Origin of the sequence: Amycolatopsis sp., from assembly GCF_025464955.1 — a bacterium.
GTDB lineage: Bacteria > Actinomycetota > Actinomycetes > Mycobacteriales > Pseudonocardiaceae > Amycolatopsis.
In genome coordinates, this window is record NZ_JAODNM010000118.1 from 45,943 (window position 1) to 66,134 (window position 20,192).

At 68.4% G+C, this 20,192-nt stretch carries 24 protein-coding genes and 1 pseudogene; 12 read left to right on the forward strand and 13 right to left on the reverse strand.

Going from position 1 to position 20,192, the window contains the following annotated elements:
- Positions 1 to 140: 140 nt before the first annotated feature.
- The gene (locus JWQ81_RS28995) at positions 141 to 611 is read left to right on the forward strand and encodes a DUF6319 family protein (RefSeq protein ID WP_297546509.1); all 471 of its coding nucleotides are present in this window, start codon (positions 141 to 143) and stop codon (positions 609 to 611) included.
- Between the two features lie 125 nt (positions 612 to 736).
- Positions 737 to 1,360, forward strand: a complete 624-nt coding sequence (locus JWQ81_RS29000) for a GntR family transcriptional regulator (RefSeq protein WP_297546511.1) — start codon at positions 737 to 739, stop codon at positions 1,358 to 1,360.
- On the opposite strand, the gene JWQ81_RS29005 is transcribed toward JWQ81_RS29000, so the two are convergent.
- Positions 1,305 to 2,666 carry an MFS transporter gene (locus JWQ81_RS29005; RefSeq protein ID WP_297546513.1) on the reverse strand — a complete coding sequence of 454 codons (1,362 nt, stop codon included), beginning with the start codon at positions 2,664 to 2,666 and terminating at the stop codon, positions 1,305 to 1,307. The genes JWQ81_RS29000 and JWQ81_RS29005 overlap by 56 nt on opposite strands.
- Before the next feature lie 83 nt (positions 2,667 to 2,749).
- Between JWQ81_RS29005 and JWQ81_RS29010 the strand changes: the two genes are divergently transcribed.
- Positions 2,750 to 3,439, forward strand: a complete 690-nt coding sequence (locus JWQ81_RS29010) for a DUF2848 domain-containing protein (RefSeq protein ID WP_297546515.1) — start codon at positions 2,750 to 2,752, stop codon at positions 3,437 to 3,439.
- A 16-nt stretch (positions 3,440 to 3,455) separates the two neighbouring features.
- Complete coding sequence (locus JWQ81_RS29015) at positions 3,456 to 4,166, forward strand: VIT family protein (protein WP_297546517.1); 711 nt, start codon at positions 3,456 to 3,458, stop codon at positions 4,164 to 4,166.
- 12 nt (positions 4,167 to 4,178) lie between these two features.
- Here the strand turns inward: JWQ81_RS29015 and JWQ81_RS29020 are convergent, their stop codons facing one another.
- Positions 4,179 to 5,636: a peptide MFS transporter gene (locus JWQ81_RS29020; RefSeq protein WP_297546519.1), complete on the reverse strand. Its 1,458-nt coding sequence runs from the start codon at positions 5,634 to 5,636 to the stop codon at positions 4,179 to 4,181.
- A gap of 183 nt (positions 5,637 to 5,819) precedes the next feature.
- Here JWQ81_RS29020 and nhaA point away from each other — a divergent pair, with 183 nt between their 5' ends.
- The 3 genes from nhaA (at position 5,820) to JWQ81_RS29035 (ending at position 8,534) form a co-directional block, all read left to right on the forward strand.
- A complete protein-coding gene (gene nhaA, locus JWQ81_RS29025; RefSeq protein ID WP_297546521.1) occupies positions 5,820 to 7,019 on the forward strand; it encodes a Na+/H+ antiporter NhaA in 1,200 nt (399 codons plus the stop codon).
- Between the two features lie 61 nt (positions 7,020 to 7,080).
- Positions 7,081 to 7,575 carry a phage holin family protein gene (locus JWQ81_RS29030; protein ID WP_297546523.1) on the forward strand — a complete coding sequence of 165 codons (495 nt, stop codon included), beginning with the start codon at positions 7,081 to 7,083 and terminating at the stop codon, positions 7,573 to 7,575.
- Between the two features lie 17 nt (positions 7,576 to 7,592).
- Positions 7,593 to 8,534: an alpha/beta hydrolase gene (locus JWQ81_RS29035; protein ID WP_297546525.1), complete on the forward strand. Its 942-nt coding sequence runs from the start codon at positions 7,593 to 7,595 to the stop codon at positions 8,532 to 8,534.
- Positions 8,535 to 8,798: 264 nt separating this feature from the next.
- Here JWQ81_RS29035 and JWQ81_RS29040 read toward each other — a convergent pair whose 3' ends face one another.
- From JWQ81_RS29040 to nth, 5 genes are read right to left on the reverse strand one after another with little or no spacing between them, the layout of a single operon-like run.
- Positions 8,799 to 9,353 carry an alpha/beta hydrolase gene (locus JWQ81_RS29040; protein ID WP_366942347.1) on the reverse strand — a complete coding sequence of 185 codons (555 nt, stop codon included), beginning with the start codon at positions 9,351 to 9,353 and terminating at the stop codon, positions 8,799 to 8,801.
- Positions 9,354 to 9,365: 12 nt separating this feature from the next.
- Positions 9,366 to 10,550 (reverse strand): MarP family serine protease, encoded by a 1,185-nt coding sequence (locus JWQ81_RS29045; protein WP_297546528.1) that lies wholly within the window; start codon positions 10,548 to 10,550, stop codon positions 9,366 to 9,368.
- Between the two features lie 6 nt (positions 10,551 to 10,556).
- Positions 10,557 to 11,282 carry a CoA pyrophosphatase gene (locus tag JWQ81_RS29050; protein WP_297546530.1) on the reverse strand — a complete coding sequence of 242 codons (726 nt, stop codon included), beginning with the start codon at positions 11,280 to 11,282 and terminating at the stop codon, positions 10,557 to 10,559.
- Complete coding sequence (locus JWQ81_RS29055) at positions 11,275 to 11,871, reverse strand: TlpA disulfide reductase family protein (protein WP_297546532.1); 597 nt, start codon at positions 11,869 to 11,871, stop codon at positions 11,275 to 11,277. Before JWQ81_RS29055 ends, JWQ81_RS29050 begins: the two co-directional genes overlap by 8 nt.
- Complete coding sequence (nth, locus tag JWQ81_RS29060; protein WP_297546534.1) at positions 11,868 to 12,551, reverse strand: endonuclease III; 684 nt, start codon at positions 12,549 to 12,551, stop codon at positions 11,868 to 11,870. The genes JWQ81_RS29055 and nth overlap by 4 nt, the downstream gene beginning before the upstream one ends.
- Before the next feature lie 233 nt (positions 12,552 to 12,784).
- Between nth and JWQ81_RS29065 the strand changes: the two genes are divergently transcribed.
- From JWQ81_RS29065 to JWQ81_RS45115, 5 genes and pseudogenes are all read left to right on the forward strand, one after another.
- Complete coding sequence (locus tag JWQ81_RS29065; RefSeq protein ID WP_297546536.1) at positions 12,785 to 13,036, forward strand: hypothetical protein; 252 nt, start codon at positions 12,785 to 12,787, stop codon at positions 13,034 to 13,036.
- A gap of 157 nt (positions 13,037 to 13,193) precedes the next feature.
- Positions 13,194 to 13,868, forward strand: a complete 675-nt coding sequence (locus tag JWQ81_RS29070) for a Crp/Fnr family transcriptional regulator (RefSeq protein WP_297546539.1) — start codon at positions 13,194 to 13,196, stop codon at positions 13,866 to 13,868.
- Positions 13,869 to 14,302: 434 nt separating this feature from the next.
- Positions 14,303 to 15,568, forward strand: a complete 1,266-nt coding sequence (locus tag JWQ81_RS29075; RefSeq protein WP_297546541.1) for an MFS transporter — start codon at positions 14,303 to 14,305, stop codon at positions 15,566 to 15,568.
- A 70-nt stretch (positions 15,569 to 15,638) separates the two neighbouring features.
- A pseudogene (locus tag JWQ81_RS29080) lies at positions 15,639 to 15,926 on the forward strand (Scr1 family TA system antitoxin-like transcriptional regulator); the annotation flags it as partial.
- Complete coding sequence (locus tag JWQ81_RS45115; RefSeq protein WP_366942348.1) at positions 15,892 to 15,999, forward strand: DUF397 domain-containing protein; 108 nt, start codon at positions 15,892 to 15,894, stop codon at positions 15,997 to 15,999. The pseudogene JWQ81_RS29080 and the gene JWQ81_RS45115, both read left to right, overlap by 35 nt.
- Before the next feature lie 57 nt (positions 16,000 to 16,056).
- Here JWQ81_RS45115 and JWQ81_RS29085 read toward each other — a convergent pair whose 3' ends face one another.
- The 6 genes from JWQ81_RS29085 to JWQ81_RS29110 are packed head-to-tail and all read right to left on the reverse strand — an operon-like array spanning position 16,057 to position 20,191.
- Entirely contained in the window at positions 16,057 to 16,323 is a 267-nt protein-coding gene (locus tag JWQ81_RS29085) for a glutaredoxin domain-containing protein (RefSeq protein ID WP_297546545.1), read from the reverse strand.
- Positions 16,320 to 17,090, reverse strand: coding sequence for an MBL fold metallo-hydrolase (locus tag JWQ81_RS29090; protein WP_297546547.1), 771 nt, complete (start codon positions 17,088 to 17,090; stop codon positions 16,320 to 16,322). The genes JWQ81_RS29085 and JWQ81_RS29090 overlap by 4 nt, the downstream gene beginning before the upstream one ends.
- Complete coding sequence (locus JWQ81_RS29095) at positions 17,087 to 17,869, reverse strand: NUDIX domain-containing protein (RefSeq protein WP_297546549.1); 783 nt, start codon at positions 17,867 to 17,869, stop codon at positions 17,087 to 17,089. The genes JWQ81_RS29090 and JWQ81_RS29095 overlap by 4 nt, the downstream gene beginning before the upstream one ends.
- Before the next feature lie 43 nt (positions 17,870 to 17,912).
- Complete coding sequence (locus tag JWQ81_RS29100; RefSeq protein ID WP_297546551.1) at positions 17,913 to 19,055, reverse strand: hypothetical protein; 1,143 nt, start codon at positions 19,053 to 19,055, stop codon at positions 17,913 to 17,915.
- 36 nt (positions 19,056 to 19,091) lie between these two features.
- Complete coding sequence (locus JWQ81_RS29105; protein ID WP_297546553.1) at positions 19,092 to 19,736, reverse strand: hypothetical protein; 645 nt, start codon at positions 19,734 to 19,736, stop codon at positions 19,092 to 19,094.
- Positions 19,736 to 20,191, reverse strand: coding sequence for a RidA family protein (locus JWQ81_RS29110; RefSeq protein WP_297546555.1), 456 nt, complete (start codon positions 20,189 to 20,191; stop codon positions 19,736 to 19,738). Before JWQ81_RS29110 ends, JWQ81_RS29105 begins: the two co-directional genes overlap by 1 nt.
- Position 20,192: the final 1 nt, after the last annotated feature.

Genomic DNA, 20,192 nt, shown 5'->3' on the forward strand with positions numbered 1-20,192 from the left:
GTTACTGTCACTTTCGGCAGTAGCGGTCCGTTCCTGCCTGTTCCCCACCTAAGCCCACCCCGAGATGCGACAGTCGAACGCATGTTCTACGCTGTCGGCCGGGAGTACACACTCGACCCGCCAAGGGAGACGCACCGACGATGACCGTGGATGCCCTGATCGAAGACAAGACGACGGCGCCCGAGGCCACCACCGACTCGGCACCGCAGTCCAGCAACACCCCCGCCGCGTCCGCCACCGAGCAGCCGGCAACCTCGTCCGACGCCCCGGAGTCAGCTCCGGCCGACGACGAGCCCAAGGCCAAGCGCGGCCGCCCGAAGGGTGGCGCCACGGCACGCAAGACCCGGACGGTCGAGCTGACCCTCACGGTCACCGGCACCGCCGACGGCAACTGGCAGGCCGAGCTCAAGCACGGCAGCAAGTGGGTCGCGCAGGGTCTGGAGATCCCCGCCGCCGCGGTGTCCCGCGCGGCCAAGGAGCTCCACGTGGACCTGTCCGGTCCGATCGATGAGGTGATCAACGCGGCCCGCGAGGTGCAGGCCGCCAAGGTCGCCCAGCTCGAAGCCGAGCTCGAGCAGGCCAAGCTGGCCCTCGCGGAGCTCGACGACTGACGTTTCACCATGCGGCTGAGGGGGATGTCGGCCAAGAACTGCATCCCCCTCGGCAATGGTGCCCGCCGGCACCCACCAGGCAGTAGAGTCCACGTATACAACGTGTATGCACTGGAGGGGTGGGCGTGGCCGGGCGCGACAAGGTCTACGAGTACCTCAAGAACGTCGTGCTGACCGATCCCGAACTCCAGGGCGGTTTCATCAGCGAGCAGGACATCGCCGACAGGGTCGGTGTGTCCCGCACCCCGGTCCGCGAAGCCTTGCTCATGCTGGCGGGCGAGGAACTCGTCCAGCTGGTGCCGAAGCGTGGCGCGTACATCGCGACGCTGTCCGGCAAGGAACTTCGCGAGCTGATCGAACTCCGAGGTGTCCTCGAACGGTTCGCCGCCGAGAAGTCGCTGAGCGGCGCAGTGGTCCCGCTGGCCGAGATGCGCGACACCCTCGCCAAGCAGGCCGCGCTCGACGAACCCCATCAGGGCAAGCAGTTCATCGACCTCGACGCGGATTTCCACCGTCTGCTGATCCGGGCGAGTGACAACGCGATGCTCATCAAGACCTACGAGGCGCTGCGCGCGAGGCAGGTTCGCGCCGGCCTGGTCGCCCTGTTCGCCATCCCCCACCGGCAGGCCGCGGTGATCGCCGAGCACCAGGCCATCGTCGACGCACTGGAGAGCGGAGACCTCCCGGCAACCCTCACCGCGATCGACGATCACCTGCAGACGACGTTGCGCCTTCAGTTGACGAGCTGAGCCGGGTATCCACGTCGGCGAACTCGCTCTCGTCAGGATCCTTGCTCAGCAGCACGCCGACGAGACTCACCACCGCGGTCACCGCGAGGTACAGCGCGATCGCCACCCAGCTGCCGAAACCGGCCAGCAGCGCGGTGAACAGCAGCGGCGCCAAGGCCCCGCCGATCACCCCCGCCAGCGTGTACGCCAGTGAGCTGCCGGTGTAGCGCAGCCGCGGCGAGAACTGCTCGGTCACCAGCGCCGCCTGCGGGCCGTACATCACCGAGTGGATCGCCAGCGCGATCACGATCCCGATCACCAGCACGGCGAACGACCCGCCGCTGATCAGCGGGAAGAAAACGAACGGCCAGATTCCGGCGGCGATCGTGCCGACCAGGTAAAGCTTGCGCCGGTTGACCCGGTCGGACAGCGCGCCGGCCGCCGGGATCAACACCAGCTGGACAGCCGAGCCGATCATCACCGCGGCGAGCCCTTGACCTCGGGTCATGTGCACGTGCGTGGTGATGTAGGTCAGCACGAAGACGGTGAACAGCGCATACAGCACGTCCGGGCACACGCGCACCAGCACGGCGGCCACCAGCGCGCGGCGTTCGTCGCGGAACACCTCGGAGATCGGCGCGCTCGGCTGCTCACCGCGTTCGGCGATGCGCTTGAAGACCGGCGTCTCCTCCAGCCTCAGCCGGATCCACAGCCCGAACCCGACCAATGCCCCGGACAGCAGGAACGCCACCCTCCAGCCCCAGGAGTTGAACTGCGCGTCGGTCAGGGTCAGCGCGAGGCCGGCGAGCACGCCGTTGGCCAGCAGGTTTCCGGCGGGCGGGCCGATCTGGGCGGCAGACGCCCAGAAGCCGCGCTTGCGGGGATCACCGAACTCGCTGGACAGCAGCACCGCGCCGCCCCACTCGCCGCCGATGCCGACACCCTGCGCGAAGCGCAGCGCGATGAGCAGCACCGCGGCGAATCCGCCGACGGCGGCGTGGGTCGGCAGTGCGCCGATCAGGAAGGTCGAGATCCCGGTCAGCACGAGCGTCGTCACCAGGACTCGCTTGCGGCCGAGCCGGTCACCAAGCCTGCCGAAGATGAACCCGCCGAGGGGTCTGGCCAGGTAGCCGACCGCATAAGTCGAGAACGCGGCCAACGTGCTGGCCAGCTGGTCGCTGGAGGGAAAGAAGAGCTGGCCGAAGATCGTCGCGGCCGCTACCGAATAGGCGGCGAAGTCGTACCACTCCAGGGCGGTGCCGGAGAGGCTCGCCAGGAACGCCCGGCGCAGCGACCGCCGGTCGAGGTCGTCCGTCTGAGCTGTCATGCACGTATACTGGTTGTATACAAGGTGCATGCGCAAGCCCTGGCTTGTGAAAAGTGCGTTACCAGCGGAAATGGAGACAAGGTATGTCGGACAACCCGCGTCTGCGGTTCACCCTCCCGGACGGCTCCGAGGTCACGACCGAGGTCCACACCGTCCTCAACGCCGGGTACGCGGGCCGAAGCCAGGCTGACGTCGCCGCGCACGTCGCGGAGCTCGCCGAGCTGGGCGTGCCCGCGCCGAGCACGACGCCTGCGCTCTATCCGGTGTCCCCGTACCTCGCGAGCCAGACCGACGAGGTCGCCGCGCAGCACACCAGGACGTCCGGCGAGGCGGAGTGGGCGCTCGTGATCACCGGACCCGAGCCCTCGGACGTCCTGCTCACCGCCGCCTGCGACCACACCGACCGCGAACTGGAAGCCCACGGCGTCGCGTGGAGCAAGAACGCCGCCCCGGACGTGCTGGCCCGGCGCGCCTGGCGGCTGGTCGACGTCGAAGACCGCCTCGACGACCTGACGCTGACCGCGTGGGTCGGCGAAACCCTGATCCAGCAAGGAACTTTGGCCGAGCTGCTGACCCCGGGCTACTGGCTGGACGTGCTGCGCGAGCGCGGCCTGTACGCGGCAGGCACGGTGTTGATCTCGGGAACGATTCCCATGCGCGCGGGTGTCGACCAGTTCGCCGAGTCGTGGCGGGTCGAGCTCGCGGACCCGTCCACCGGGGACGTGATCGGCCTGGGCTACCGGGTACGGCTGCTGCCGACACCGATCGGGTGAGATCTAGGCTGAGTCGGTGACTTCGACGGATGTGTCCCATGAGCCCCACGAAAACGTCGGCGGCAGGCTGAACTGGCTGCGTGCGGGCGTTCTCGGGGCGAACGACGGGATCGTTTCGGTCGCCGGGATCGTGGTCGGCGTGGCCGGCGCGACGACGGACAACACCGCGATCCTGACCGCCGGGATCGCCGGGCTGGTCGCGGGCGCGCTGTCCATGGCCGGCGGCGAGTACGTCTCGGTGAGCACCCAGCGCGACACCGAACAGGCGTTGATCCGGCAGGAAAAGCACGAGCTGAAGACCATGCCGGAGGAAGAGGAACGCGAACTCGCGGAAATCTACGAGGAAAAGGGGCTCTCGCCCGAACTGGCAGCCCAGGTCGCCAGGGAACTGACCGAAAAGGACGCCCTGCAGGCCCACGCCGACGCAGAACTGCGGATCGACCCGGACAACCTGACCAGCCCCTGGCAGGCGGCCTGGGCGTCGCTGATCTCGTTCTCCGTCGGCGCGGTGCTGCCGCTACTGGCGATCGCGCTGCCGCCGGTGTCCTGGCGGGTCTGGGCCTGCGCCATGGCTGTCGCCGTCGGCCTCGCGCTGACCGGGCTGGTCAGCGCGAGGCTCGGCGACGCTGACGTCCGGCGCGCGGTCATCCGCAACGTGGGCGTCGGCGCGCTGACCATGGTCGTGACGTACTTCGTCGGCGTCCTGTTCGGCACGACCGTCGGCTAGGACTTCCTCCCGCTAACGCACTCCTGCCATCAGCTTCCGGATGAGCGGGCTGAGTGCGGCGAGCACGATCGCGATCACGATCGCCACTGAACCGATGATGCCGAAGTACGGGACCTCGTTGGCGGGGTCGTAGTGCTTCGCGAGCGAACCGGACAACGCCGTGCCGAGCGAGATCGCCAGGAAGTTCACCGCCACCATCTGCGTGCGGAACACCTTCGGCGCGAGTTTTGTCGCGAGCGACAGTCCGACCGGCGAGATGCACAGTTCGGCGATGGTGAAGACGAACAGCACCCCGGCGAGCGCGAGCAGCGGACTGTCGTGCGCGCCGCCGTTGGCCGTGGGCAGGAAGAGCAGGAACGCGATGCCCATCAGCCCGGTGCCCAGTGCGAACTTGATCGGGGTCGACGGCTGCCGCGGGCCGAGTTTCGTCCACAGCAGCGCCAGGATCGGCGCGAACACGATGAGGAACACCGGGTTGATCGACTGCACCCACGACACCGGGAACTGCCAGCCGAACAGGCTCCGGTCGAGCCGCTGGTCGGAGTAGACCGTCACCACGGTGAACTGCTGCTGGTACAGCGCCCAGAACGCGGCGCTCGCGATGAACATCGGGATGAACGAGAACACCCGGCTGCGCTCGATCTTGGTGATCTTCTTGCTGGTCAGGATCACCGCGAAGTAGATGATCGCGGCGACGACGACCACCCACACCGTCACGTCGGACAGGTTCGCGGCCGTGATCACCCCGGTCACCACGAGCAGTACGATCGCGACCACGATCGCCACCCCGAGCCCGATGAACCGAAGGCGCTTCGAGGCGGGCAGTGGGTTGATCACTTCACTCGCCTTCGCGCCGAGGTTCTTGCGCCCCAACGTGTATTGCACGAGACCGAGCGCCATCCCGATCGCGGCGAGGCCGAAGCCGAGGTGGAAGTTGACCTTCTGCTGTGCCAGCCCGGTCAGCAGCGGCCCGGCGAAACCACCGAGGTTGATGCCCATGTAGAAGATGGTGAACCCGGCGTCCCGGCGTTCGTCCTGTTCGGCGTACAGCGTTCCGACGACGGCCGTGGCGTTCCCCTTGAGCCCGCCGCTACCGAGCGAGATGCACGCCAGGCCGACGCCGATGCCGACGTAGCCCGGCAACAACGCGAGACTGATGTGCCCGATCATGATCACGACGGCGCTGTAGAACAGGGTGCGTTCCGAGCCGAGCAGGCGGTCGGCGATCCACGCGCCCACGATCGTCGAGAGATAGACGAGGCCGCCGTACGCGCCGACGATGCTGACGGCGGTGGCCTTCGGCATGTCGAGGCCGCCCTGGGCGCTCGCGTAGTACAGATAGAGCGGCAGGATGCCGAGCATTCCGTAGAACGAGAACCGTTCCCACATCTCGACACCGAAGAGGTTGGCCAGCGCTCGTGGGTGGCCGAAGAACCCCTTGTCACGCTTGACCTCGGTAGAGGTACTCACAAATCCCGTCCTAGCCCGCTAGACAACGTTGTCGTTTCGCATAGTAGAAGTCGAGCCGGGTGGAAGATAACCACCCTTGGCGGGTAAAACGGATAGAATTCTCACAAGGTGCGCCGGGAAGCCTGGTCGGCAACAGTGGCAATCGCTGCCAACTGCTGTTCAGCCGACCCCGTGGAGTTGCCCGTGACCGAAGCCCGCCGCCCGGCAAAGGCCGTCGCCGAATTCGCCCGCTACCTGCGCACCGAGACCACCGGCGGGATAATCCTGCTTGTGGCCACGGCCCTCGCGCTGATCTGGGCGAACTCCCCGCTCGGTGACATCTACCAGACGGTCCGCGACTTCCAGGTCGGCCCGCACCTGCTGCACCTGAACCTCTCGCTCGGCGACTGGGCCAAGGACGGCCTGCTCGCGATCTTCTTCTTCGTGGCCGGACTGGAGCTCAAACGCGAACTGGTCGTCGGCGAGCTGTCGGAACCCAAACGGGCGGCGCTGCCGGTGATCGCCGCGATCGGCGGCATGGTGGTGCCCGCGGTCGTGGCGCTCGGCGTCGGCTGGGGAAGTCCCGGCATCGACCGCGCGTGGGCCATCCCGGTCGCGACCGACATCGCGTTCGCGCTCGGTGTGCTCGCGCTGACCGCGTCCAACCTGCCCAGCAGCGCTCGGGTGTTCCTCCTGTCGCTGGCCGTGGTGGACGACCTCGGCGCGATCCTCGTCATCGCGATCCTGTTCACCGCCTCGTTCGACCTCGTCGCGGCCGGCGTGGCCGTGCTCGCGCTGCTGCTTTACGCCTGGCTGCAACACCGTCGGGTGCGAACGCCGTGGATCTACGTCCCGTTGGCGCTGATCACGTGGGTCGCGGTGCACTCGGCGGGCATCCACGCGACGATCGCCGGGGTCGCGCTCGGCCTGCTGACCCGCGTCCGCCCGGATGCCGGCGAGGAGCACGCGCCGGCGATCCGGCTGGAACACCGGCTGCAGCCATGGTCCGCGGCCGTCGCGGTGCCGCTGTTCGCGTTGTTCGCCGCGGGGATCAAGATCAGCGGCGGCTCGCTCGGCGAGGTGTTCACCACCGCGCTGCCGCTGGCGGTGATGATCGGGCTGATCGGCGGCAAGGTGATCGGCATCTTCGGCGCGTCCGCGCTGGCCGTGTGGCTGAAGATCGCCGAGCGGCCGCGCGGGATGAGCTGGCGCGACGTCGGCGCGTTGTCGCTGCTCGGCGGGGTCGGGTTCACCGTCAGCCTGCTGATCGCCGATCTCGCGCTGACCGGTGAAGCCAGCGAGCTGGCCAAAACCGCGGTGTTGATCGCCTCGGGGGTCGCGTCGCTCGGGGCGGCCGCCGTCCTGGTGCACCGAAACCGCGTCCACGCCCGCCTTGACGATTGATCAACGCGGCTTTCAGCGAGTCCGGCGCGCCGGGTAAAGGCGCACGTGGCACGATGGCCCGGTGAGCAGCCCCAAGCACCAACGCAACGACCCCGGCGGCGTGGGGGCCGTGCCCTACATCCCACTGTCCCCGGATGACGGCACGGCGGCCGGCGAACAGTCGATCGGCAAACTGGTCGGCGACGCCACCCAGCACCTCTCGACGCTCGTTCGCGCCGAGGTCGAGCTGGCGAAGTCCGAGGTGGTCGCCGAGGCCAAGAAGGCAACCAAGGGCGCGGTCTACTTCATCGTCGCGGCCGTGATCGCCCTGTACAGCTCGTTCTTCTTCTTTTTCGCGCTCGGTTACGTCCTCTACATCTGGCTTTCGCTCGCGGCCGCGTTCGGCATCGTGTTCGGCCTGATGCTCATCAGCGCGGCCGTGTTCGGGCTGCTCGGCTGGCGCAAGGTGAAGAAACTCAAGGCGCCGCAGCGGACGATCGACAGCTTCAAGGACACCGCCGCCGCCCTCAAACCGGGCAAGCACACCGAGGACGAACTGCCCTCGGTCGGCGCCTGAGCAGCCAGACCGTCACTGTGCGGGCGTCGCCGGATCCGTCCATCGTGCGGATCGACGGTCCCTGGACCCATCGCGACGTGTCCGCGAACGGCATCCGCCTGCACGTCGCCGAGCTCGGCAGCGGGCCGATGGTGTTGCTGCTGCACGGCTTCGGCGAGTTCTGGTGGACGTGGCACCACCAGCTGGAGGCACTCGCCGACGCGGGCTATCGTGCTGTCGCCGTCGATCTGCGCGGCTACGGCGATTCCGACAAGCCGCCGCGCGGGTACGACGCCTGGACGCTCGCCGGTGACGTCGCGGGGCTGATCCGCTCGCTCGGCGCGCGCAAGGCGCACCTCGTCGGGCATGCCTGGGGCGGGATGCTGGCGCTGACGGCCGCGGCGCTGCACCTTCGCGTCGTCGAGTCCGTCACCGTCATCGGTTCGGCGCATCCGCTCGCACTGCGCTCCTCGATCTCGCACACCGCGTTGAGGCGCAAAAGGACCAACCAAGCCCGCGCGATGGCGCATCTGTTCCGCTTCCAGGTCCCGATGGCACCCGAACGCTGGCTGGTCAAGGACGACGCCGCCGCCGTCGGCGCCCTGTTCCGCGACTGGTCCGGTCCACAGTGGACGAAGACCGCGGACTTCGACGCCGCGATGACGAACTTCCGGCAGGCGATGCTCGTGGCGGGCGTACCGCACAGCGCGCTCGAGTACTACCGCTGGGCGTTCCGCGCGCAGTTCCGTGGCGAAGGCAAGCGGTTCACCGACGCCGTCGGCACGAGGGTGTCCGCGCCGGTCCTTCAGCTGCACGGCAGCGCGGACCCGTGTGTGCTCCCGGAGACCGCCACGGCGTCCGCGCCGTGGCTCGGTCCGCACTCGCCACTGACCACTTGGGACGGCGTCGGCCACTTCCCGCACCTGGAAGCCCCGGCCGCCACCAACGACGCCCTCCTGACTTTCCTCACCAAACCCTAACTCTCAAGCCCGCGGGCGCGAGGTATCGCAACTCGACGGCGACTTGCGGTGCCCAAGTACTTAGCGACCGCAAGTCGACGGCGAGTTGCGAGTCCAGATTCTCGCACTCAACGCATCGGGTGAGCCTGGAAGAAGGACCACATCGTCTTGTTCGCGTCGATCGCGTTCGACTGCGGGCCGAGGATCGTGACCAGGGCCGGCGGCAGAGTGGGACCGCCCGGCCATTCGTGACCCTCACCCGTGACGGTACTTTCGTACTCCTCATCAGCTACCCAGACCCGCGTGCAATTCGTTGAGTACGGCGGCACCCTGTTGGGGGTCCTGGAGCATCCACCCATGCCCGAGCCCGGCCAGCACCGCTTCCTTCGCCCCGAACCGCACGGCCGACCGGTGTGCCAGGACGGGCCCGCCGACATAGGGGTCCTCGGTCGCGCTGATGACGAGCCCCGGACGTCGTTCAGCCAGCTCCAGCTCGACTCCCCAGTCGCCGACGGCGGGTTGCAGCGCCGAGCGGTACAGCGCCAGAATGCAGGTGGCCATCTCCGGGCCGCCGGCCTTGGCCGAAGCCTCCGCCGCCTCGGCGGTCATCCCGAGCGCGATGGACCCCGCGATCTGCTCTTCGAGGGGCGCGCCGAACATCGCGTCGACCGTGGCTTCACCCGCACCCGGTGTCTGCCAGAGCTGGGCGAGGTCGTGCCACACGTAGTTCGGATCGGGACCGCCGGCTACGTCGCTGCACCAGGAACGGATGAGATCGGGCCGCAGGGCCACGACACGCTGCACGTGGTTGCCGCCCCAGTCGTGCCCGACCAGGTCGATCGGGCCCTCGCTTTAGGCGGCGCAGGAGCCGGTGCTGACTTCGGCGCTCTGTGCCCTGGCCGTGTTGGCCTCCGAACGAATCTGGTCCGCCGTCAGGGTGAAGCCGGTGTCCGGGTCCTCGACGGCCGCGCCGAACACCAGGCCGATCACCTGCCCGGACGGATCGATCATCGGGCCGCCGGAGTTCCCGCTGTGGATCTGCGCGCGCACGGTGAAGACGTCGCGCTGCACGGTGTTCGCTTCGTAGATGTCCGGCCCGCGCAACGTGATCCGGCTGCGGACACGGGCCGGAGTCGCCTTGTACGGACCGTCGAGCGGGTAACCGAGGACGATCGAACTGTCGCCTGACTGCGCCGCCTGGGCGGCAAGCTGCAACGGTGGCGCTTGGAGCCGAGGCACGGCAAGCACCGCGATATCGACCTCGGGGTTGAAGTACACAACCCGAGCCGCGTACCTGCCCTCGGTAGTCTCGACGGCGACGACGTCGGTACCGGCGACGACGTGGGCGTTGGTCATCACCCGCTGCGGAGCGACGACGAACCCACTGCCCTCCAACGCGCGCGAGCACGAAGTCGCGTTACCGCGGATCTTCACCACGCTGGGATGCACCTGGCCGACGATCTGGCTGTTCTGCAACGCGACGTCAGGCGGCCCGGTGTCGGCGGACGGCGCCTTCTCGAACGGCTGCACGATCGACGGAAACCCGGATTCGTCGAGCAGCTTCCGCAGCTGGCTGGGAAAGCCCTGCGCGGCCGCGGGCATCGCGTCGTTGACGCCGCCGAGCACGACCGAACTGTTGATCGCCTTGGCCAGCCCCGGCAAGCCGGACACCGTCGTCAGCGGGGTCGCGATGAGCCACGCGACGACGAACACCACGGCGGACTGCACGATCGCACCGAGGGTCTTGTCCACTCCGGACAGTTTGTCCGGGTTGATCTTCTGCCGGAGCTTGCGTCCGGACCAGACACCGAGCGTCTCCCCGAGCGCGACCAGGAACACCACGGTGGCCACCGCGAACGCGACCTTCATCGCGGGATTGCTGAACAGACCGACGATCAGCGGGGCGAGCTTGATCCCCAGCACCGCACCGAGCACCACGCCGATCAGCGACGGCAGCGCGATGATGACTCCCTGGTACGCACCGGAAACGGCCGCCAGCACCGCCAGCAGGAGGACCAGTACATCGACCCAGTTCAAGGTGTCCTACTCCCGGTGGGTTTCGTCGCCGACCGTTTTCACGATCCGGGCTTCGTGTTCGGCCAACGCTACGTCAAGGTCCCGGACGTCGCCCGTGTCCCAGTCCCGTTCCCAGCCGCCTAGGGTAAGCAGCACCGACAGCAGGCCGGCGGTGAAGCCCCAGACGAACAGGCCGTCGACCTCGAAGACCGGCCCTTTCCAGCCCCTGCCCGCTTTCTGCACCTGGTAGCGGTTGGCTGGGTCGACCAGATCGGCGATCGCGACCCTGGCCACCGACGCCGTCTCGCCGAAATCGACAGCACGGACGGGCGAGGGTTTTTCCCAGTGCGCGAGCACCGGCGTCACGGCGAAACTCGACACCGGCACGAACAACTCCGGCAGTACCGCGACCGGACGCACCCCGGCCGGGTCGACGCCGGTCTCCTCCTCTGCCTCACGCAACGCCGTGCCGACCGGGCCGCCGTCGCCGTCTTCGGCGCCACCGCCAGGAAAGGCGACCTGGCCGGCGTGCGAACCGAGCGTGTCGGCGCGCCGCAGCAGGAGAACATCCGGCCCGCTTTCGGCGTCACGCTCGCCGAACAGCACGAGCACGGAGGCCGGCCGAGTGAAGCTGCCTTCAGGCGCGCTGAAGCGTGTGAACGAGCGAGAGTCGAGTTCGGCGCTGACCTCGACCAGCGGCCGCAACCAGCCGGGAACCGAGTCGGCGTCGACGAGAGGGCCTACTTCACCCATGAAGGCCAACCTCCACTGCCGTGCGCACCTGGTCAGTGTTGTCGAAGACCCGTGGGTTCGAGATGAACCGCACCTGCCCGTCCGCGGTCACCAGGTACGACGCGGGCAGCGTGGGCGGCACCTTGAGCGCGGTGCGGACCGGCCCGGTGTTGTCCACGCCGTCGAAAATCGACGGCAGGTGCACCCCGAGCGACGTCAGCAGGCTCAGCCCGTCCGCCGCCGAACTCGCCACCTGCACCTCCAAGACACCCACCGCGCCCGGTTGCGCGGCGTAAGCGGCCAGCACCGGGAGTTCGGTCTTGCACGGTACGCACCAGGTGGCCCAGACGTTCACCAGCGTCGGCCGACCGGCCAGCGCCGTGCCGACGTCGACCGTCGAACCGTCGCCGAGGCACGGGACCGAGACGCCGCTCAGCTGCTTGACCTCGCCTGTCCCGCGTGGACACGCGGCGAGCGCGGCCTTCGCCCTGGCCTGGCCGAGGTCCGCGGTGATCTTGACCGACTTGTCCCCGCCCCGCGGCAGGAACGCGACGATCGCCGCCAGCACCAGGACGGCGACGGCGACGGCCCATTTGGTGACTGTGGTCAAGGCTTGGTCACCATGGCGAGCAGGTGGTCTCGTTCCTCGCCCTTCACCAGCTTCGCCGCTTCCTCGAACCCGGTCGGGCCGGTGCCGAACGACGGGCAGTCCTTCGCGAGCGGACATGCTCCGCACGCGGGCTTCTTGGCATGGCAGACCCGGCGTCCATGGAAGATCACCCGGTGTGACAGCAGCGTCCATTCCTTGCGGGGGATCAGCTCGCCGATCGCGTGCTCGACCTTCACCGGGTCCTCGAGCTCGGTCCAGCCCCAGCGGCGAACGAGCCTGCCGAAATGCGTGTCTACCGTGATCCCCGGCACACCGAAGGCGTCTCCGAGGACCACGTTTGCGGTCTTTCGGCCCACTCCTGGCAGCTTCACGAGCTCCTTGAGCTTGCCGGGAACTTCGCCCTCGTAGTCCTCGACGAGCTTGGCTCCGAGACCCATCAGCGAGTTCGCCTTGGCGCGGTAGAACCCCGTCCGCCGGATGAGTTCCTCCAGCTCAGCGCGGTCGGCGCCGGCGTAGTCGGCGGCCGTGCGGTAACGCTTGAACAGCGCCGGCGTGGCCAGGTTGACGCCCTTGTCGGTGCTCTGCGCGGACAGCACGACAGCCACGAGCAATTCGAGCGGAGTCGTGAAGTCCAGCTCGCAGTGCGCGCCCGGATACATCTCGTCGAGGCAACGTTTCATTCGGCGAGCGCGTCTCACCAAGGCAAGGCGGCTTTCTTCCACGTTCTTCCGCCCGGCCGGTGATCGGCGAGCGTCACCCTTCAGGGGGGCATTACCGGCTGCAGAAGGCACCCCGATAGCCTACGGGCGCCATCGGACGAGCCAGTGGGAGCACCCGCGGGTCGACGGCCGACACGCCACAAGCACGACCCTGGCGCAAAGATCGAGCCGCCATGAGCGAGGATCTGGAGTCAATGACAGTCTGGTTTGTGATCCTGGTACCGCTGGTGATCATGTTCTTCGCCCTGTTCATGGAGCGCGTCGAACGTCGCTTGCGGCACGTCGCGGTGCAGGAAAACGAAGTCGAAGAGTTTCTCGAGCAGGCCCAGCCCAACGAGGTCAAAGCGCTCTACGGGCACGGGATCGGCCGAGCGCTCGAGCTGTTCCGGCTCCGCCGGCTCGGCGGTCGAGCGGCCAAGCTACGGACGCGACGCGTACGGGGCTAGGCTCCACTGTCGAGTGAGATCGTTTTCGGTGGCAGCGCCCCTACCGGCGCGCCAACGGGCGGTCTCACCAGCACGACCTACACTGCACGAAGTGATCGGCGACACGCGGTCCCCTCCCTTGAGGATCGTGGTCGTCTCTCGATGAGGAGGCACCGAGGTGGACGAAACCCTGGCACGCGCGGGCATCTTCCAGGGTGTGGAGCCGGCAGCCGCCGAGGCGCTCGCACAGACCTTGGAGTCCGTTGATTTCCCCCGCGGCCACGTCATCTTCAACGAAGGCGAACCCGGCGACAAGCTGTACATCATCCAGTCGGGCAAGGTGAAGATCGGGCGCAAGTCGCCCGACGGCCGCGAAAACCTGCTGGGCATCTTCGGACCGTCGGACATGTTCGGCGAACTGTCCATTTTCGACCCCGGCCCCCGCACGTCGAGCGCGACGACGGTGACCGAGGTCCGCGCGGTGACGATGGACCGCCCGGCACTGCGGCAGTGGATCTCGACCAGGCCGGAGATCGCGGAGCAGCTGCTACGCGTCGTCGCCCGGCGCCTGCGCCGGACGAACAACATGGTCGCCGAGCTGATCTTCACCGACGTCCCGGGCCGTGTCGCCCGCGCGCTGCTCCAGCTCGCGCAGCGGTTCGGCAGCCAGGAAGCCGGCCTCCTCCGGGTCACCCACGACCTGACGCAGGAAGAGATCGCCCAGTACGTCGGCGCGTCGCGCGAGACCGTCAACAAGGCGCTCGCCGACTTCGCCCACCGCGGCTGGCTCCGGCTCGAGGGCAAGAGCGTGCTCATCCTCGACCCGGAACGCCTCGCCCGCCGGGCCCGGTAGTCAAGCTTTCACCTGGCCGTGAAGGTCACCTTTACAGCGTAAATCGCCGTGAAGGTGACCTTCACGGCTTTTGACGTACCCCGGACATGACGAAAGGCCGGGCGCCACCCCCGACGTGGCGCACCGGCCTTTCGCTGCGCGTGGACCATCCCCCGACGATCCGCGCTCCCCACCCTCCGGACCTAAGGCCCCGACCCGTAACCGGAGGGAGTTGAGGATGTGTAACTGTCTTCAACCGTGAACGGCTTGAACCCATATTTCAAGGCCCTTCACTCTCAAGGACGCCACCCGCGACGATTCGTTGCGGCGAAACCGTCGAATTCAGCGGAGCGTTACGCAACCGAGATGCAGCTCACCGAACCCGCTGGTCAGGGTGACGCACATGACCGCCAAATAACTGGTACTCCCGTACCAAATATTGCATACTGGTACACGTGTCCCAGTCCAAGCTGAAGAACGCCGAAACCCGAACGACCCTCGCCGACTACCGAGCCGCGCTGACCGCGCCCGGATCGCGCCGCCCTGCCGTCGCGTCCTTGCTCGCTCGGCTGCCGATCGCAATGATCGGGATCTCCGCGCTGCTCTACGTCCAGCGCGAGACGGGTTCGTTCGCTACGGCCGGGCTGGTTTCCGCCGCTTTGCTGATCGGCGTCTCGATCGGGGCGGTCATCCAGGGCAGGCTGATCGACCGCTTCGGGCCTACCCGGCCGCTGCTGGTGACCGCGGTCCTGTACCTGCTCACGACGTTGACCTTGGTGTTCGCGATCGAAGCACGATTGTCGACGACGACGCTTGTCCTGTTCGCCGGGCTCACCGGCTTCACCGAGCCCATGGTCGGTTCGGCGTCGCGCGCGCTGTGGTCGCGGCTGCTCCCGGCCGGTCCGGCGCGCAACGCGGCCTTCTCCTACGAAGCCATCAGCATGGAGGTCTTCTTCATCCTCGGCCCGGGCTTCGCGGGCCTGCTCGTGGCCGCTCCCTGGGCCGGTACGGGCATGGTGATCGGTACCGCGTGCCTGATCACCGGGTCCGTGTCGTTCGCGCTGAGCCCGACCGTGCGGGCCTGGGGGCCGGCGCCCGCTGCCAAACGGCCACTGCTGGGCGCGCTCGCCGGCTCGGGCATGCGGACGCTGGCGCTGGCCGTGCTGGGCTTCGGCATGGTGATCGGTTTCGTCGAGGTCGCCGTGCCGGCGTCGGCCACCGAAGCGGGATCTCCCACCGTCGGCGGGTTGCTGCTGTCGGCGTGGTCGATCAGCTCGGTCGGGTTCGGCGTGGCGTACAGCCTGCGCCCGTGGCCGACACCGCTCGGCAAGCGGCTGCCGATGCTGCTCGCGGCGTTCGGCGCGCTGGTGGCCCTGCTGGCGCTGCCGTCGACGCTGTGGGCGCTGGCGCTGTGCATGCTCGCGGCCGGAGCGATGATCACCCCGCAGTCGACCACGCACTCCACCACTATCGAGGTCGTCGCGCCGAAGGGCACGGCCGCCGAGGCGTTCGGCTGGGTCGTCACCGCGGTGACGCTGGGTCTGGCCATCGGCCAGGCGATCAGCGGCTTCCTGGTGGAACACGGCGGCCCGTCCGTCGCGTTCCTCGCCGCCGGCCTCGTCGGCATGGCGGTGGCGGGCCTGGTCTGGCTGCTGCGCGACACCGTGCGGCCTGTCGCCGAACCTGCACTGGCACCGGCTCTCGTCGGCGTCGGGCGCTAAACGACCACCAGACACCCTCACCAGCGAGGCTTCGGGTCCTGGTCGAGCCGGTCGTCGAGGGGTGGTCGCGATGGTCACCGCCGCCTTCGTCGTCGGAGTGGTCGTCGAATCGCAAGTCGACGGTGCGATCGCCGTCCGATCGGCACGTAAACAGCGGCTGGACGAGCCGGATCCACTGCACCTGCACGCGATACTCGACGAAGCGGCCATCAGTCGCCAGGTCGGCGGGCACGCAGTCATGCTGGAGCAGCTGAATCATCTACTCGCAATGAGCAAACGCTCGACGATCACCGTGCAGGTGACGCCCTTCGCCGCAGGCGCGTATGGACTCTCCGCAGGAGCCTCGCTACTCAGGTGGCCAGAACAACGACTGCGTCGAGCTCGCGCTCGGAACGCGGACTCGCTTGAGGGACACCAAAAACCGGACGTGAAGGCCACCTTCACAACGAATTACGCAATGAAGGTGGCCTTCACGTCCAGTCAGAGCCTCAGGACTTGAGCAGCTCAGGTGCTTCGGCGCGGACGGCGGCTTCGATCTGGGCGAAGCTGGGGTTGACCAGGGCGGTCGAGCCGATGATCACCGTGGGGACGACCTCGTTGCCATCGGCGACGGCACGCACGCGCGCGGCGGCGTCGGGGTCCTCCCAGATGTTGATCTCCTTCACCGGGAGCCCGCTGGCCATCAGCGGACGCCGCAGGGCGCTGCAGAAACCACATCCGGGTCGCCAGTAGAACTCGATTTCCTGGGCACTCACGCGCCGGCCTCCGATCGTAGGTACTCGAGCTGGGCTTGCACGCTCCACTCCGCGGGCAGCCACAGCGACTGGTCCACGTCGGCGTACACGAGCTCGACGACCTGACGCGCTGTCGCATCGGCGCCGAGCTCACTCAGTGCCGAACGCACCTGGTCGAGCCGCTGTTCCCGATGCGCGAGGTAGTCACGCGCGGCGGCTGCCAGATCAAGCAGTTCCAGGCCGTGGCCGGGAAGCCCGAGGGTGCCCGCGGGCAGCTCGATCAGCGCGCGCAGCGTGCGCAGGTACGCGCCGAGGTCGGACAGCACGGTCGTGCCGTGCCCGAGCACCGTATCTCCGGTCAGGACCGTGTCGCCGATGCGCAGCGACACGGAGTCGTCGGTGTGCCCGGGGGTGTGCAGGACCTCGATCTCCAGCCCTGCGGCGGAAATCACGTCCCCGCCGGCGATGGGTTCGGCGCCGATGCAGAGCGCGGGATCGAACGCCCGCACCGGGGCGCCGACCCGCCCGGCGAACCACGGCGCACCTTCGGCGTGGTCGCCATGATGGTGGGTGAGCACGATCAGCTCGACCGGCCCGGTGGCAGCGAGCAGGGTCAGATGCTCGATGTCCTCGTAACCAGGGTCGACGACGACGGACGACGTGGCGCCCGGCGCGCGCAGGACCCAGCTGTTGGTGCCCTCGAGCGTCATCGCGGATGGATTGTTCTCCAGCAGCACGGAGGCGATCGGCGAGACTTCACGAAGCACGCCGTAGGCGGGTGCGGTCACTGCGGCTCCAGAACGACTCGGACCTGGTCACCTTCGCGGACGAGCGTCGGCATGATCTTCTGTATCGACCTCTCGGCGGCGAGGATATCGCCGGCCGAGGTGAACTCGGCGAGTTCGGTCAGGGTGATCCACGTCGGCGGCATCAACGTGCGACGCCCTTCCTTCGAGTCCAGCAGGGCGTCTTCGGCGCGCTGCCAGCCCGAGCTGTCCGCCTCGGACGTCTTGCCGTCGGCCTCCTGGCCTTGCGGCAGCGTCGCGACGAAGAACCGGGTGTCGTAGCGCCGCGGCTCCGGCGTCGGCGTGAGCCAGTTCGCCCACGGGCGCAACAGATCCGACCGCAGGGTCAGCTTCGCCTCGGACAGGAACCCGGCCAGCGAGACTTCTCTCGACACCAGCGCCTGCCGGACGTCGGCGTACTGCGCGGTGTCCGCCAGCACGTCGGAGTCGGTCCCCGCAAGGAGGACGCCCGACTCCTCGAACGTCTCGCGCACGGCCGCGCACACAAGTGCCCGCGCGAGCGACTCGTCGCAGTCGAACCATTCCGCCCACTGACTCGGCGGCGGACCGGCCCAGCTCACCGACGCGTCGGCGTCGCGCTTGTCGACCCCACCGCCGGGGAACACGGTCATCCCGCCGGCGAACGGCATCCCGGACACACGATGCTGCAGGAACACCTCGACGCCGTCGGCGGTATCCCTCAGCAGCATCACCGTCGCGGCGTCCCTCGGCGTCACCGGCGGACCGGTCGACTCGGGCCGCAGCGGGATGTCGAACCTCATACTCTCCGGTAACTCAGCCACACCCGAAACATACTCGGCTTGCTCAGCCGGAGAACCCGTCCGACCAGCCTCGCTGCTCCGGGCCTCGGGAAGCGCCGTTGAGCCGGATCTTGGCCGCCTCGGCACGCTCACGCTCGGCGAGCTCGGCGTGGAGCTCGCGCAGCAGCGCGCGGTCCCGCTCGCTCAGGTTCGGATCATCGAGGTCCAGGGCGGGCAACTCGACGACCTCATGCATGCTCGGCTTGCCTTCGGCGATCGCGCGGCCCTTTTCGGGGTCCTCCGCCAGCGCCTGCCGCAGCTGCGCGACCTCGGCGGGCGAGAGGTCCGCCGTCCGTTCCGCGCGGGATTCCACCCGCGGTGAGTCGGGCTGGACGATCGGCACCACCGGGACGATCGGCGTGGGCGGCGGCACCGGGCGCAGGCCGTGCCTGCTCGGGGCGTCCGGGTCGGCGGAGAACGCCACGGTGTCCTTCGACGGCGAGGACGACGCCGGATCGCCCTTGAACGGCTTGAACGCCTGCGCGATCGCGGCCGGCGGTGGTGGAGTGCTGCTCGGCGCGCTGCCCGTCACCCAGACGGGGCTCGCCGCCGCAGCCGCGTCACGGTGGTATTCGGACTGGCTGACGCCGGGCCCGCTGACCTCGACGACCGACCGGATACCGGCCCGCCGCAACGCGGTGTCCACGCGGAAGGCGACCGCCGGCGGGTTGCCCTCGGGGCCGATCTCGATCAGCACGACTCGCTGCGGGAGCGCCCCGGGCACGCTGCCGGCCGGGGTGTTGCGCCACACCGCGTGCACCGACCGCACGTCCGGCAGTACGTGCAGGGTGCGGTCGAGCGCGACGGCGATGCCGTCCTCGGGGTCGTTCTCGCCGGTGAAGCGGTGGCGGTGGATCGTCTCGTGCTCGTCGACCAGCAGCTCGTTCGCAAGCGTGGCGTCGGACCGGCTCATCTCGAGGACCAGCGCGAGTTCGCGCTGCTCGGCCGAGCGGACCGGGATCCGGCCGGCGATCAGCGTGCCGGTGGTCAGCTCGACGGCCTCGTCGATGTGCGCACGAGCGATCAGCTCCCGCGCCTCGGTCAACGCGCTGTCATCGATGCGGCCCGCCAGCGCCAGCAGCAGGTTGTGCAGCCGCAGTGGCACCGAAAACCCGTCGATGGGCGGCCCTTCGTTGACCTCCACCATGCTTTGCTCCCTCCAAGCTCGCTGGAGGAGCGAGCGCTAAGCGGCTACCAGTCGATGTCCGGCGTCAACAGCGCCGACACACACCAGCTCGGAACTCGCGAGCGCCGAGCGGTGGTAATCGGTCAACTCGAAGCGCGGGGGCAGGACCTCGACACTGGGCTCTTCGTCACCCAGCACGCGAAGTACGCGTTGCAGCTCACCGGTCAGCCTCGGCAGTGAAGACAACGCCGTGACCACCAGTACCCGCTTGACCCCACCCTCACCAGCGGCGTCGCTGTTGCCAGAGACACCGTGCCGCCAGCTTTGCCGCACTTCACCAACGTCCGGTCGTCCACGCAACGCTGCGTGAAGCAAGACGGACACTGAATCGACGGAGTTAACCCATTCGGGCGTACTCCCCGTGAATGTGTACCTGGTCTCGGTGACATCGTCTACCCCGAGAGTGGAACTGACCTGATGCCAATCGGCGCCGTGCGGGATCAGCCCCGCCACGAGCAGGCGATACTCGGATTGGTCCAGATCGATCCTGTGCTTAAGCAAAGACCTCGGGAGCGTCCTGGCGAGTGTGCCCATCGCGCCTTCGCCCAGCCAGTCGCGGAACCGCCACAGCAGCTGGTCCGGCAGCCGTCCCGCCAGGCGGAGCAGCAGCTCGTGGGAAGACTGTTCGATATCCGGGTCCATCAGGCCACCTCGACGATGATCTCGATCTCGACCGGAGCGCCGATCGGCAACTCCGCGACGCCCACCGCCGACCTGGCGTGCACGCCCTGCTCTCCGAAAACCTCCCCGAACAGCTCCGACGCGCCGTTGACGACCGCCGGCTGGCCGGTGAAGCCGTCCGCCGAGGCGACGAATCCCACCACCTTCACGATCCGGGTGACGTTGTCGATACCGACCAAGGCGTGCACCGCGGCGAGCGCGTTGAGCGCCGAAGTACGGGCGAACGCCTGCGCCTCCTCGGGACTGATCTCGGCGCCGACCTTACCGGTGGCCGCAAGCTTGCCGTCCACGAACGGCAGTTGGCCGGAGGTGTAGACAAACGAGCCGCTGCGCACGGCCGGCACGTAGGCGGCCAGCGGCGCGGCCACGCCGGGAAGTTCGATGCCGAGTTCGGCGAGGCGAGCGCTCCAGGTCATG

Excerpts from the sequence above, each read along its gene's own strand:
- JWQ81_RS28995 (WP_297546509.1), top strand. The coding sequence starts at position 141 with ATGACCGTGGATGCCCTGATCGAAGACAAGACGACGGCGCCCGAGGCC.
- JWQ81_RS29005 (WP_297546513.1), bottom strand. The coding sequence starts at position 2,666 with ATGACAGCTCAGACGGACGACCTCGACCGGCGGTCGCTGCGCCGGGCG.
- JWQ81_RS29010 (WP_297546515.1), top strand. The coding sequence starts at position 2,750 with ATGTCGGACAACCCGCGTCTGCGGTTCACCCTCCCGGACGGCTCCGAG.
- JWQ81_RS29050 (WP_297546530.1), bottom strand. The coding sequence starts at position 11,282 with ATGGGTGAAGTAGGCCCTCTCGTCGACGCCGACTCGGTTCCCGGCTGG.
- nth (WP_297546534.1), bottom strand. The coding sequence starts at position 12,551 with ATGAAACGTTGCCTCGACGAGATGTATCCGGGCGCGCACTGCGAGCTG.
- JWQ81_RS29065 (WP_297546536.1), top strand. The coding sequence starts at position 12,785 with ATGACAGTCTGGTTTGTGATCCTGGTACCGCTGGTGATCATGTTCTTC.
- JWQ81_RS45115 (WP_366942348.1), top strand. The coding sequence starts at position 15,892 with ATGGACTCTCCGCAGGAGCCTCGCTACTCAGGTGGCCAGAACAACGAC.
- JWQ81_RS29095 (WP_297546549.1), bottom strand. The coding sequence starts at position 17,869 with ATGAGGTTCGACATCCCGCTGCGGCCCGAGTCGACCGGTCCGCCGGTG.
- JWQ81_RS29100 (WP_297546551.1), bottom strand. The coding sequence starts at position 19,055 with ATGGTGGAGGTCAACGAAGGGCCGCCCATCGACGGGTTTTCGGTGCCA.
- JWQ81_RS29105 (WP_297546553.1), bottom strand. The coding sequence starts at position 19,736 with ATGGACCCGGATATCGAACAGTCTTCCCACGAGCTGCTGCTCCGCCTG.
- JWQ81_RS29110 (WP_297546555.1), bottom strand. The coding sequence starts at position 20,191 with ATGACCTGGAGCGCTCGCCTCGCCGAACTCGGCATCGAACTTCCCGGC.